The organism is Bradyrhizobium sp. LTSP885, assembly GCF_000938305.1.
Lineage (GTDB): Bacteria > Pseudomonadota > Alphaproteobacteria > Rhizobiales > Xanthobacteraceae > Bradyrhizobium.
Genome location: NZ_JYMT01000042.1, coordinates 37658 through 49528 on the forward strand (window position 1 = coordinate 37658; position 11871 = coordinate 49528).

Annotated in this window: 13 protein-coding genes; 6 read left to right on the top strand and 7 right to left on the bottom strand. The window is 64.0% G+C overall.

Annotated features, from left to right (window positions below; genetic code table 11):
• Positions 1-42 precede the first annotated feature (42 nt).
• On the bottom strand, positions 43-921 hold the full coding sequence (locus UP09_RS29240) for a dienelactone hydrolase family protein (protein WP_044541838.1): 879 nt from the start codon (positions 919-921) through the stop codon (positions 43-45).
• Between the two features lie 125 nt (positions 922-1046).
• Between UP09_RS29240 and UP09_RS29245 the strand changes: the two genes are divergently transcribed.
• Entirely contained in the window at positions 1047-1922 is an 876-nt protein-coding gene (locus UP09_RS29245) for an MBL fold metallo-hydrolase (protein WP_044541839.1), read from the top strand.
• A gap of 6 nt (positions 1923-1928) precedes the next feature.
• Here the strand turns inward: UP09_RS29245 and UP09_RS29250 are convergent, their stop codons facing one another.
• From UP09_RS29250 to UP09_RS29265, 4 genes are read right to left on the bottom strand one after another with little or no spacing between them, the layout of a single operon-like run.
• A complete protein-coding gene (locus tag UP09_RS29250; protein WP_044541840.1) occupies positions 1929-2981 on the bottom strand; it encodes an HD-GYP domain-containing protein in 1053 nt (350 codons plus the stop codon).
• A 39-nt stretch (positions 2982-3020) separates the two neighbouring features.
• Positions 3021-3218, bottom strand: coding sequence for a hypothetical protein (locus UP09_RS29255; protein WP_044541841.1), 198 nt, complete (start codon positions 3216-3218; stop codon positions 3021-3023).
• A gap of 37 nt (positions 3219-3255) precedes the next feature.
• Complete coding sequence (locus tag UP09_RS29260; RefSeq protein WP_044542622.1) at positions 3256-3558, bottom strand: PilZ domain-containing protein; 303 nt, start codon at positions 3556-3558, stop codon at positions 3256-3258.
• The gene (locus UP09_RS29265; protein WP_044541842.1) at positions 3558-4679 is read right to left on the bottom strand and encodes a DUF2336 domain-containing protein; all 1122 of its coding nucleotides are present in this window, start codon (positions 4677-4679) and stop codon (positions 3558-3560) included. The genes UP09_RS29260 and UP09_RS29265 overlap by 1 nt, the downstream gene beginning before the upstream one ends.
• A gap of 317 nt (positions 4680-4996) precedes the next feature.
• Here UP09_RS29265 and UP09_RS29270 point away from each other — a divergent pair, with 317 nt between their 5' ends.
• Positions 4997-5926: an AraC family transcriptional regulator gene (locus UP09_RS29270; RefSeq protein WP_245302264.1), complete on the top strand. Its 930-nt coding sequence runs from the start codon at positions 4997-4999 to the stop codon at positions 5924-5926.
• Between the two features lie 108 nt (positions 5927-6034).
• A complete protein-coding gene (locus UP09_RS29275) occupies positions 6035-6280 on the top strand; it encodes a PilZ domain-containing protein (protein WP_044541844.1) in 246 nt (81 codons plus the stop codon).
• Positions 6281-6403: 123 nt separating this feature from the next.
• Here the strand turns inward: UP09_RS29275 and UP09_RS29280 are convergent, their stop codons facing one another.
• Positions 6404-6652 (bottom strand): hypothetical protein, encoded by a 249-nt coding sequence (locus UP09_RS29280; protein WP_044541845.1) that lies wholly within the window; start codon positions 6650-6652, stop codon positions 6404-6406.
• 151 nt (positions 6653-6803) lie between these two features.
• Here UP09_RS29280 and UP09_RS29285 point away from each other — a divergent pair, with 151 nt between their 5' ends.
• The 3 genes from UP09_RS29285 to UP09_RS29295 all read left to right on the top strand — a co-directional run bounded on the left by UP09_RS29285 (position 6804) and on the right by UP09_RS29295 (position 9743).
• A complete protein-coding gene (locus UP09_RS29285) occupies positions 6804-7481 on the top strand; it encodes a nitroreductase (protein ID WP_044541846.1) in 678 nt (225 codons plus the stop codon).
• 39 nt (positions 7482-7520) lie between these two features.
• Positions 7521-8444 (top strand): alpha/beta hydrolase family protein, encoded by a 924-nt coding sequence (locus UP09_RS29290; protein WP_052833245.1) that lies wholly within the window; start codon positions 7521-7523, stop codon positions 8442-8444.
• A gap of 135 nt (positions 8445-8579) precedes the next feature.
• Positions 8580-9743, top strand: a complete 1164-nt coding sequence (locus UP09_RS29295) for an acyl-CoA dehydrogenase family protein (RefSeq protein ID WP_044541847.1) — start codon at positions 8580-8582, stop codon at positions 9741-9743.
• A 43-nt stretch (positions 9744-9786) separates the two neighbouring features.
• On the opposite strand, the gene UP09_RS29300 is transcribed toward UP09_RS29295, so the two are convergent.
• Positions 9787-11868 (bottom strand): methyl-accepting chemotaxis protein, encoded by a 2082-nt coding sequence (locus UP09_RS29300; protein ID WP_044541848.1) that lies wholly within the window; start codon positions 11866-11868, stop codon positions 9787-9789.
• Between the last annotated feature and the right edge of the window lie 3 nt (positions 11869-11871).

An 11871-nucleotide genomic window follows, 5' to 3' on the forward strand; every position in this document is an offset into this window, starting at 1 on the left:
TTTACCCCAGATTTCGCTTCGCTTCATCCGGGCTACACGAGCCTAGTTCTTGACACCTTCCACAAAGCCAATTGCACGCTTTTGGGCATCTGCCGATGCCACGGCATTGGCGGGAATGGATTGGCGGCGTTGGCCGGGGTCGTCGAAATCGTGGGTCGCGCCCGGATAGAGCACGACGTCGATCTTGCTGCCCGCAGCGATGGAGCGCTGGGCGACGTCCTGACACTCCAGCGGCGACACTTCCTCGTCGTCGGAGCCGAGCAGCATGGTGATCGGTGCGGCTGACGCAAGCGTCTGCGCCAGCAGAGCCTTTGGTCCGCAGCCGGGATAGAACGCCAGCGCTGCGCGAAAGCCCGATGTCGCCGCGCCCTGCCGCTGCATGACGTTCAGCGCGGTGCTGCCGCCGTTCGACCATCCCTGCAGGAAGACGCGGTTGCCGACGATGTCATTCTGGCTGCGCATCCAACTCAGTGCGCCCTCCGCATCGAGCGGCCGGACCGTCAGTTCATTGACATCGGCGCGATCCGGATCGCCATGGGTAAAGCGGCCAAAGCCGTGGGCCTTGCCGCGCGGTCCAAAACTGTCCGGCAGCAGCGCGACGTAACCGCGGTCTGCCCAATATTGGCCCCACATCACATGCCGCTTCGACAGGCCGCCGGCGTTGCACTCGGCGGACGGACTGGTGCGCGACACCAGGGTGCAGCCCTTGTTGACGTTGATCGAGTACGGACCGCCACGGCCATGCAGCAGCACGATCGCAGGGTGAGGGCCCGACGATGGTGGCTTGAACAGATAGGCGACGATCTCGGTCTTGCCGTCCGCGCTCGGAAAGAACACGGTGTCTGGCGCGGCGGAGGCCGCGTGTGCCGGAAGCGATGTGAGCATCAGCAGCAGGGTGAGCTGAATCGCGCGATTTGTCATGCCCGCACATTAGCAGCTTTTCGGACGACTTGCGGCATCGGCGCATGGCACGTCGCGGTGGGCCCCGGCTTGTAGACCCGCGGAGCGCCCGTTACCATTTACCAAAAAACGGGAGTGAAACGGCCATGAAGCAGATCAGGATCGGCGACATCACGATCGACGCAGTGATCGAGCGCGAGGGACCGTGGCGGCGGCCGCAGGACTTCTTCCCCGCCTATGACGACGCCGTGTTCCGGCATCACCTGCCGACCATGGAGCCGGAGGTGTTCGATGCTATCAGCGGCATGATGGTGATCACCTATCAGACCTTCGTGGTCCGCACACCGCGCTACACCATCCTGGTCGATACCTGCACCGGTGAGGACAAGGGCCATCCGCCGCCGTTCGACTTCCCGGGCAAGGAGCGCTGGCGCAACGAGCTGTTCGCGCACGGCATCTCCTACGAGCAGATCGACTACGTGTTCTGCACCCATCTCCATATCGATCACACCGGCTGGAACACGACCTTGCGCGACGGGCGCTGGGTCCCGACGTTCCCGAACGCGAAATACGTGTTCCACAAGCGCGAATATGCGGCCTGGGAGGCCGAGAACGCCAAAGGCGCCAATCCGCCGGGGACGGTGTTTCGCGACAACTGCCTGCCGATCGTCGAGGCCGGGCAGGCGCTTTTGGTCGATGATGATTACGCGCTCGACGACACCGTTACGCTCACCCCGACGCCGGGCCATTCGCCGTGCCATTGCTGCGTCAACATTGTCTCGAAGGGTCAGCGCGCCGTGGTCGCCGGCGATCTGATGCACCACGTGATCCAGTGCCGCGAACCGGACTGGTCCGCGAAACCCGATTGGGATCCGAAGCAGTCGGCAGCATCGCGCCGGAAGTTCTTCGCCTCGGTTGCCGAGACCGGCACCCTGATCCTGCCGATTCATTTTCCGACCCCGACGGTCGGCCTGATCAAGTCGGACGGCGACCGCTTCGACTATCGGTTCAAGCGGGACTAGGGGGTATCAACGGTTCAACGCGACATCCCTGAACGCCGCCACCAGCGGCCGTTCGAGCTTGCCATTCATGTCCAGCAGGATCTCGTAGGCCTTCTCCCGCGGCATCGTCGGCTTGTAGCTCCGCTGCTCGATCAAGGCGGCAAAGATGTCGGAGATGGTCAGGACTCGTACGATATCCGAAATGCTCTCCGCGCACAGTTTGTCGGGATAGCCGCTGCCGTCGAGATACTCGTGGTGATGCCGCACCGCGTCCAGGATCTCGGCCGATATGCCTGGGGTACCCTTCAGCACGTGGTATCCGGCAGCAGGATGGGTCTCGATCATGGCGCGCTCGGCCTCGTCGAGCCGACCGGGCTTGTCGAGCACCGCGAGCGGGATCCCTGCCTTGCCGATATCGTGGAACATCGCCGCCGAATAGAGCCGTTCGATATCGGCCCTGGCCATGCCGAGGCTGAGGCCGAAATCGACGGCAATGCCGGTCACCAGCAGGCAGTGCTGATAGGTGCCCTCGTGATGGCGTCGTACTGTGGTTAGCCAGTCAGAGAGGCCGTTTTCCGCGATGCTTTCGGCGATCCCGGCACCGGCGAGCCTCGCTCCAGCAACATTGATCGCGGAGCCGTTGATCACGGCCGAGAACATCGAGGCAATGCTGGCGACACCTGCGGACGCAGCCTCCTGAGCGGTCGTCGCTGCCGTCTCGTCCGGAACGATCGATGGCGCGTCGATATCGGTCAGCATTGCCAGAAGCTGCGCCGGCTTGACCGGATTGACGAGCGCATGCGTCGCGCCGAGCGCGTAAGCCTGGACGATTGCGAGGCGCGTGCGCTGATCGATGATGAAGATGCGCGTGGGAACTCGCACCAGCTTGCGGGAGGCCGCCCTCAACGCCGTAATATTCTCGACCACCCGCAGGTCCGCGCTGACCACAATCGCATCGGCGCCGTTGCTGCGAAAACGGGCGGCGTCGAGCAACTCGGTCGTGACCTCGAACGTCGGTCCGAGGATATCGCAGACGGACGTCAGCTTGGCGGGGGCATCGGCGACAATATGAATCGGCATCAAACAGGTCTCGTCAGCCGTCTAGCGTCAAGGAGCGCCTCACCCAAGCCGGACCAGGCGTGGCCGGCGTGTGACCTGGGTGAGAAATCGATCGAGCCCGCTGCAAAGTTGATGCGCGAGATCCTCGTTGATCTGGAATTTCGAGACTGTCCCGGCGCAATTGATCTCGAGACGTGCGCGCAGTGGGTCGGTACACTCCGTCGAGATCGTGACGTTCGTTACGTTCAGAATGGTCATTTGGGTTCCCCTCAGCCTTGATGAATTCCGCCAATCCTTATTTCGGAACGACGGGATGTCCCTTCTTCTTTTTTTCCTCGATGAACCTAACGCCGACCTCGGTGCCGTCGACACGGATCAGTTCGCAGCGGCGAAAGGCCAATCCCCGCGATGAGAGCACGAGGAAGAATTCGTGCGCCCCGAGAACTTCGAGCGTTCCGTCGACTTCGAGCCGCGCTCCGCTCTGGGAGACGTCGAGCAGAGCGCAACTGCGATGCCAGGTGCCGTCGACTCCCATGAGGTTCACGGGGTGGCGGGTTTCGAGCCGGACGCGCCCGGCCTTGCGGTCTCCATAAGCCATCACGGTCTCCGCGGCGCGGCCGACGGTGCGGCGGTCAGATCACTGAACGAGCCAAACCGCACCGCGCGCTGGGCGTTTGAAAGCGGCATTGCTTCAAATCTCTCTCGGGCGAGTTCAAGCTCCTGTTGCGAGATCCTCGGCGCGGCCGTCCGGCTGTTGATGATGGCCGCCGTCGTATTCCAGTTCAGCCGCGATGCCCGGCAGGCAACCACGAGCCCGTGGATCTCGGCGGACTCCATCAGCGGCTCGATCGTCTCGGTCGGCACGGCCGCCAGCTGTGCCAGGGCTGCGACAACATTGTGGTGTTCGCCTCTCACGGCGAAACGATTGACGCTGGAATCGTTCAATTGACCCGAATTGTTGAGCGCCATGACCGCAGCCTTCGCTTCGGTGTAGTCGATGGCGACGGGCGGTTTCGCCCGGGCGCGGGCGGCAGCGCTGGCATCGATCGCCGTTCGGATCGCGGCTTGTGACGACGGAGGCGCGGTCTTGAGGAGTTTGGCCTGGAGGCGTGTCGCGCATCTTGCGACGAGATCGCCGAGTGCGCCGGGCGGCAGGTCGTTGCGCGCGACCAGCGAGCAAGCGATGTCCTCGTCGCGCTCCGCGGTATCTATGAGCATGGCAAAGCCTGCGCTGGTAAACTTCGTACCGGGATTGCTTGCCAATTTGCGAAGGACGCTGCTGTCCCCCCGCATCAGTAAGACATCGGTAAGCTCATCGGTGACGTTCTTTCGGGCTGCGATCGCGCAAAGGTGCTCTTCGGCACGCAACCAGGCGATGTCGATCAGATCGGCATCAGGGATGCAATCACAGTTGCGCAGGATCGGAGCCGCGACGTCGGCGTCATCATGATTGGCAAGGCGCCGCGCCAGCTCGCTCGGCACCAGGCGCGAGTCGGCAAAGGCGCGGCTCAGCGTGGTCAGGGTCCGCAGCTCGACGCCTTCCATCAAGCGGACCAGGACGTCATCGAACACGCCGATGTGGTGCTCGTTGAGCCGGTGGGCGTCCTCAAGAAAAAGACCAACCACCTGCCGCAACATCCGCACACGGCGGTCGGACGGGCCTGCTTTCAGAACATGGTCGAGTTCGGCAATAAGATCGGTCGAGGCAATGGCTGTCATTGCGGCACCTAAAAATGCTCCGCGACAGGGAACTACATTGTTCCCAGAACCAGTTTGCTCTCCGAATATTAATGCCCCCATAGAGTTTTATGGATACAAATGCCCGGTACGGTGGAAATCCCGCCAAACGCTATCGAAAATCGGCAGCAGCCGCACTTTGTCATATTGTTTAAGCCGGATATTGCACCGCAACTACCTCATTGTGTTCGTTGGACGATTCGGAACCGGAGCGTTGATTCAATTAAAGATGTCGGCGCGCGCAAAGGCGCGGCGACAAGTGCCAATTTTCAAGATCGTTTCAGATGAACAACAGTTCGATGGCGCCATTGCTGGTGCCGAGGGTCTATCGATTTAACGATGTCGATGCCTTCAGGAGTTCGATCAGAAACCTGAACGTGGATTTCACGCCGCTCGCCCGGAGAATTTCGGCCGAGCAGGTGATCCTCAGCCTGCCGGGATGCGACATCAACTACACGCAATCGTTTCCGCGGATTATCGATGGGCAATTCGCGCACGGTACCACCGCAATCGGTTTCACGATGGACGACGGCGTTCCGATCCGGTTCAACGGCGCCGAACGTGATCGTGCGGCGCTCGTGATCGGCAATGGCGGTGCCTTCTTCACCACCGTCGAGAAGACGCCACGCCAGTACACCTCGATCGTCTTCACGCCCGAGATCGTCGATCGCGGCTGGCCCAATTCCATTGTCAAATTCAGCATCCACGAGATCAGCCAGCCGGCGCAGGATCGGTTGCGCGAGGTGGTACGGCAAGCCATGCTCGTCGCGTCGCAGCAAGTCGCGGCAGCCGAAATCGTCGCCACCGGCACCGCGATCAAGGAATCCCTGCTCGCGGCGATCGACGGCGCCTTCGCCGGGATCGTTCCAGCCGAGTGGACGAGGCGGGTCAACACGACGCGTCAGTTCAAGGTCTTCAACCAAGCGCGAGCCGCACTGGCCGGGAACGTGGCTCACCCGATCTACAGCGGCGACCTTGCCAGGGAGATCGGCGTGTCCGTGCGCACCCTGCACGATGCCATCCAGCGATATCGAGGCATGAGCATGCACCGCTATTTGCGCCTGCGGCGGCTCTGGCTGGTACGCCAGCAACTCCTTGGCGGCGCGCCCAGCGTCAAGGCTTGCGCCCTGGCGTACGGCTTCTGGCACCTGAGCGACTTCTCCAGGGCCTACCGCTCGCAGTTCGGTGAATCGCCGTCCGAGACGCTGGCGGCATCGCGTTCGTCCTGACCGCCGCTCGCGATCTGGCCCGATTGACAAGGTCAGCAAACAACAGGCTTGCACGGAATCTTAACGGCCGCCGAAGAGCATGTTGGCCGTCTACTCTAGGGATTGGTGATGTATCCTCGGCGGTTTGCGCGTGTTCGTCCGGCAGGTGTTGTGTCCACTTCGGTCAAGCTTTTGCTCGAACCGAAGACGCCGCTGCTCGAATGCAAGCTGCTGGACTATTCGGCCGGAGGCGCCTGCATCGAGTTGCAGCGCGCGGTGCAGTTGCCTGAGCGTTTCGAAATGTTTCATGGCAACATCAGGAAACGTTGTCGGCGCGTCTGGACGCGAGGTCTGCGGGTCGGCGTCTCATTTTGAGCGCTCGAGCATTTAGCGTTCGAGCACTCCTCCGCGAGCGTCGATCAACGCCACATCGGGCCGCGTTCACGCGGCCCGATACTGTCTCGGTTGATCAAGCTGGAAGAAAAACTGGCGAGGGGCTCAGGCGCCGCTTTCACACTTCTTCATGAAGGAGTTCTTGGCAGCGCCGGCGAGCTTCTTGCCGTCCGAGCCGACCGCCTTGGTCTCGCAGGTATCGGTCGTGCACTTCTTCATGAACGAGGTCTTCGCCGCGCCGGCGAGCGCCTTGCCGTCCTTGCCGACCGCCTTTGTTTCGCAGGAGGCGTCTTGTGCAAATGCCGAGCCGGCTGCAAAGGTCGCGATCACGGCAGCCAAGAAAATCCGCTTCATTTGGGTCTCTCCCTAAACCAAACCAGTGGCCGGATTGGATATCGGATTCTTGACCCGATCAAGTTCCCATGGTGGATTTTGGCGGTAAAAGGCCCGATGACGGGAGAAAATTTCCTGTATTGAGCGTGGAACAAAATGGAGGAAGCACGGAATGGACTTCGAGACGCTGGTACAGACACGCCAAAGCGTGCGCGGGTTCAAGCAGCAGCCGGTGGCTCGGGCGACCATTGAGGAGATCATCGAGGTGGCCAAGCGGGCGCCGTCCTCGATGAACACCCAGCCCTGGCACGTCCATGTCCTGACCGGGGCGCCACTGGAAGAGGTGCGGCGGCGCAACATGGAGGAGATGATCGCCGGCGCCAAGGCGAAGCGCGACATCGTCAGCCATGGCGAATATGAGGGCGTCCACCGCGGCCGCCAGGTCGACATCGCCAAGAAGCTGTTCGGCGCCATGGGGATTGCCCGCGACGACAAGCCGATGCGGCAGGATTGGGTGCTACGCGGCTTTCGCCAGTTCGACGCTCCGGTTTCGCTGGTCTTGGCCTACGACCGGATCCTGGATCCCGGCGCGGTCTGCCATTTCGACCTCGGCGCGCTCTGCTACGGCATCGTGCTGGCAGCCTGGGACCGCGGGCTCGGCAGCGTGATCAACGGGCAGGGCATCATGCGCTCGGACATCGTGCGCGAGGTCGCCAATATCCCGGAAGACCAGGTGATCTTGACCTGCGTCGCCATGGGCTATCCCGACGACAGCTTTGCCGCCAACGCGGTACGGTCCGATCGCGAGGCCAACAGCGATTTCGTTCGCTATGTCGGTTTTGCCGACTGACGCAAGGGAGCTTGTAGCCGAAAGGTGAGGTCACAGCGGATGCGACACTGCAAATCGACCGTTGCGTGGCTCCTGCTGGCGCTGTTCGGCTTCGCAGGGTCCATCGTGATGGGGCGGGCGGAGGGCATCAGGCTCGATGAGCTCAAGCTCTCGGTCCCGAATGCCGGCTCCAGCGGGCCGGCCACGGCGCGGCTCGATGCGATCGTGCTGCGGCCCGACGACGGGCAGCCGCATCCGCTGGGCCTGCTCAATCACGGTTCGCCGCGTTCGGCGAGCGATCGCCCGTCCATGAGCCCTTACGGGATGCGGGCGCAGGCCACCGAGTTCGCGCGCCGCGGCTGGGTCGCGGTGGCCTTCCTGCGCCGCGGCTACGGCGCGTCGCAGGGCGGATGGGCGGAGACCTATGGTCCGTGCGCCCATCCGGATTACGCCAAGGCCGGCCGCGCCGGTGCCAGCGACATCGCGGCCGCCGCCCAGTTCATGTTGAGCCAGCCCTATGTCAGCAAGGGCAAATGGATCAGCGTCGGCCGCTCGGCCGGCGCTTTTGCCACGGTGGCGCTGGCGTCCACCATGCCGTCGGGGCTTGCCGCGGTGATCGTGTTCGCGCCCGGCCGCGGATCGAGCGGCCCGGACACGGTGTGCGGGGAAGACGAGCTTGTCGACGCCTTCGCGCAGTACGGCAAGTCTGAGCGCGTGCCGCTGTTGTGGGTGTCGGCCGACAACGATCACTTCTTCGGTCCGCAACTTGTGACGCGATTGTCCGGCGCCTTCGCGAAGGCCGGCGGCAACCTCACGCTGGTGAAGACGCCCCCGTTCGGCAGCGACGGGCACATGCTGTTCGGCGCGGATGGTGTCGCGATCTGGGCGCCGATCGTCGATCGATTCCTCAAGGCGAATAACCTCGTGCTGCGCGACAAACTGCTCGACGTCCCCGCACAGCCGGCGCAATTGCGCGGTCGTTGACCATGTCGCGGGATATTGAATTCCGCGCGGTGAGAACTGAGCACGCGGCGCAACGGTGCGCGTGCGTTTCCGCTATTCGCGCCGATCCAAAATGCGCTACTGGTCTTGAAACAACAGCGCAGGCGAGGACATCAGATGAGCGATGACGAGCAAACAGCAATGATCCGCGAGACGGTCGCGAGATTCGTCGATCGCGAACTCATCCCGCTCGAGCCGCAATACCTCAAATCGAAACTGCCCGGCAGCGACCATCCCGAACTGACCGGCGAACAGCGCAAGCGGTTGCGCGACGTCTCGAAGGAACTCGGCTTGTGGGGCCTCGATGCGCCCGAGGATCTCGGTGGTCACGATTTGCCGACGCACACCATGGCCGCGGTGCACGAAGAGCTCGGCCGCTGCTGCGTGCCGTTCGTGCTGCCGCCGGATTCGCCGAATTTGCGCATGCTGCAGGCGGCCGGCACCGAGGCGCAGAAGACAAAATATCTGCAGCCCTATATCGAGGGCCGGATGACGTCGGCGATCGCGATCTCCGAACCCGGCGCCGGCGGCGATCCCGCAGGCATGAAGACGCGGGCGGTGCTCGACGGCGAGCAGTGGGTGCTGAACGGCCGCAAGATCTGGATCAGCAACGCGCGCGCCGCCGATTTCATCATCGTGATGGCGCGCGTCGGCGGCGACCAGCGGCAGGGAGGCATCACCTCCTTTATCGTCGAGAAGGGCACGCCGGGCTTCATCATCGAGCGCGAAATCCCGATGCTTGGCGGCGGCTCGACCTACGAGATCGTGTTCGAGGACTGCCGCGTCCCGAAGGACTCCGTGCTCGGCGAGGTCGGCAAGGGCTACGCGCCGATGCAGCTACGCCTGCGTACGCGCCGGCTTGAGATGGGATCGACCTGCATCGGCATCACCAGGCGCGCGATCGACATGCTGTGCGAGCATGCGAAACAGCGCGAGACCTTCGGCGTCAAGCTCGCGGAGCGCCAGGCGATCCAGTGGTGGATCGCTGACATGTCGACGCGCATGCACGCCTGCCGGCTGATGGTGCGCGACGCCGCCGACAAGACCGACCGCGGCGAAGACATCAGGCATGAGGCCTCGATGATCAAGGTGTTCGCAACGGAAATGGCCTACGAGGCCTGCGACCACGCCATGCAGACGCTCGGTGCGCTCGGCATGACGCTGGAATTGCCGCTCAACGCGCTGTGGCAGAAGGCGCGCCTGATGCGGATGTATGAGGGCCCGAGCGAGGTCCATCGCCAGGCGATCGCGCGGCGCGTGCTGGGGCTGCGCGGGGGCTGACGCTTCTTTCGCTGTCTGCGCGTGCCAAATGCCCGCGACGATCTCAGGCAGCCCGCACGTCGGAGAGGAAGCGGTTGACCTGGCCGGCGAGGTCCTTCGACTGTGTCGAGAGCTGTTCGGCTGCGCCCAACACCTGGGTCGCCGCGCTGCCGGTGTCGTCGGCGGCGTGCTGGACGCCGGAGATATTGGAATTGACCTCCTGGGTGCCGCGCGCGGCCTCCTGGACGCTGCGCGCAATCTCCTTGGTCGCGGAGCCCTGTTCCTCGATCGCGGCGGCAATGGCGGTGCCGATCTGGTCGATTTCGGTGATGACGTCGACGACGTTCTGGATCGCGGTGACGGTCTCGTCGCTGGCGGCCTGAATCGCGGCGATCTGCTCCGAAATCTCGGTGGTCGCCTTGGCGGTCTGGCCGGCCAGCGACTTTACTTCGGAGGCGACGACGGCAAAGCCGCGGCCGGCTTCGCCGGCGCGCGCCGCCTCAATGGTGGCGTTGAGCGCGAGCAGATTGGTTTGTGCTGCGATGTTCTGGATCAGCGTCACGACGTCGCCGATTTTCTGTGCGCCCTCGGCGAGCGAGCGGGCGGTGTCGCCGGTGCGGCGGGCGTGGTCGACCGCGCGCGCCGCGATCTCGGTCGAGGTCGAGACCTGGCGCGCGATCTCGGAAATCGAGGACGTCAGCTCTTCGGTCGCGCTCGCCACCGTCTGCACGTTGGTCGAGGTCTGCTCCGACGCAGCCGCGACGATGGAGGCCTGGCGGTTGGTCATGGCAGCCGTCGCCGACATCGATTGCGCGGTCTGTTCCATTACCGACGATGCCGCCGACAGGCCGCCGACCAGCTCGGTGACCTTCATCTCGAAGGCGCGGGTGAGGTCGTCGAGCACGTGGGAGCGGCGCGTCTTGACGTCGCTCTCGGCTTCCTTCTCGGCGGCCAGGCGATCGGCTGCGATCCTGTTGTCCTTGAACACCTGCACGGCGGCGGCCATCGCGCCGATCTCGTCGTGGCGCGCGGTGCCCGGGATCGCCTCAGCGACGTCGCCGGCAGCAAGCCGCGACATGCGGCCGGTAAGGGCGGCGATCGGGTTGAGGATGCGGCGGCGAACAATGACGATCAGACCGGCGCTGGCAACCGCGACCGCGATCAGCCCGATCAGTGCGACCACGAAGCTGAAGCGCGCCGACGAATAGGCGGCCGCGAGCCCCTGTTCGGCGTTGTCATAGAAGGCGTCACGCACGGTGATGATGGCGGCCAGGCCGACCTGGGATTCGACGAAATAAGTGTCGACGTCCTGCTCGTATTTGCCCGACACCGCGCCTTCCTTGGCGAGCTTCAACGACTTGCCGAAGCGCTCGACATAGTCGGCCTGCATCTTGCCGAGCGCCGCCGCGACGTTTGCCGATGTCGCCGGATTGTTGCGCAGTTCCTGCAAGGTCGAGAGGATCTGCTCAGTGCGGCCGGTGCTGCGGAACAGCTCCAGCCTCTCCGGCTCGGTCGCGGCGCGCTTGGCCCCGACCAGCGCCTTGTGCAGGCTGGCATTGAGGCCGCCGATGTCGCGCAGCGACCAGGCGACGTTGGCGTAATTGGCCTGGCGATAGGCATTGCCGTCGAGGCCGGCGAGCCGGCGCACCTGCTCGTCGAGCAGCGCGGTCACCCCGGCGTTGAAAACCGAATTGTCGGCGACGATTTTGGTCGCCGCGGCGCGGCGCCCATCGATGGGGCCGGCGATGGCCGTCGCGATGGCGTCGCGAAGGGCGGTAAACCTGACCTTAATTGCATCGATCGCGCCTGCGATCGCCTCGCCATCGTCGAGCGATCCCGGGAGGGTGGCACGCACCTGGTTGACCCTGGCGAGTGCGCTGTCGGTCAGCTGGCGCAGCCTGTCGAGCTCGGCCGTCTGCTTCTGCTCGATCGCGCCGCTCCCGATCAGCAGGTTGGTGGCGTAGCCGCGCTCGGGGTTCAGGTTGCGCGGGATATCGCCGACGGCGCGGACGATGTCGAGCCGGCTCTGCGCGGTCGAAGCCTTGTCTATCGTCTGGTACTTGGTGACAGCGACATAGGCCGCGAGAACGCCGCCGACCGCAGACAGCGAGACGATCGCAGCCGTCAGGAGGGTACCGATTTTCATGGG

What these genes read in the sequence shown, in the direction of transcription:
- UP09_RS29240 (WP_044541838.1), bottom strand. Translation starts at nt 921, where the DNA reads ATGACAAATCGCGCGATTCAGCTCACCCTGCTGCTGATGCTCACATCG.
- UP09_RS29245 (WP_044541839.1), top strand. Translation starts at nt 1,047, where the DNA reads ATGAAGCAGATCAGGATCGGCGACATCACGATCGACGCAGTGATCGAG.
- UP09_RS29250 (WP_044541840.1), bottom strand. Translation starts at nt 2,981, where the DNA reads ATGCCGATTCATATTGTCGCCGATGCCCCCGCCAAGCTGACGTCCGTC.
- UP09_RS29255 (WP_044541841.1), bottom strand. Translation starts at nt 3,218, where the DNA reads ATGACCATTCTGAACGTAACGAACGTCACGATCTCGACGGAGTGTACC.
- UP09_RS29260 (WP_044542622.1), bottom strand. Translation starts at nt 3,558, where the DNA reads ATGGCTTATGGAGACCGCAAGGCCGGGCGCGTCCGGCTCGAAACCCGC.
- UP09_RS29265 (WP_044541842.1), bottom strand. Translation starts at nt 4,679, where the DNA reads ATGACAGCCATTGCCTCGACCGATCTTATTGCCGAACTCGACCATGTT.
- UP09_RS29270 (WP_245302264.1), top strand. Translation starts at nt 4,997, where the DNA reads ATGGCGCCATTGCTGGTGCCGAGGGTCTATCGATTTAACGATGTCGAT.
- UP09_RS29275 (WP_044541844.1), top strand. Translation starts at nt 6,035, where the DNA reads ATGTATCCTCGGCGGTTTGCGCGTGTTCGTCCGGCAGGTGTTGTGTCC.
- UP09_RS29280 (WP_044541845.1), bottom strand. Translation starts at nt 6,652, where the DNA reads ATGAAGCGGATTTTCTTGGCTGCCGTGATCGCGACCTTTGCAGCCGGC.
- UP09_RS29285 (WP_044541846.1), top strand. Translation starts at nt 6,804, where the DNA reads ATGGACTTCGAGACGCTGGTACAGACACGCCAAAGCGTGCGCGGGTTC.
- UP09_RS29290 (WP_052833245.1), top strand. Translation starts at nt 7,521, where the DNA reads ATGCGACACTGCAAATCGACCGTTGCGTGGCTCCTGCTGGCGCTGTTC.
- UP09_RS29295 (WP_044541847.1), top strand. Translation starts at nt 8,580, where the DNA reads ATGAGCGATGACGAGCAAACAGCAATGATCCGCGAGACGGTCGCGAGA.
- UP09_RS29300 (WP_044541848.1), bottom strand. Translation starts at nt 11,868, where the DNA reads ATGAAAATCGGTACCCTCCTGACGGCTGCGATCGTCTCGCTGTCTGCG.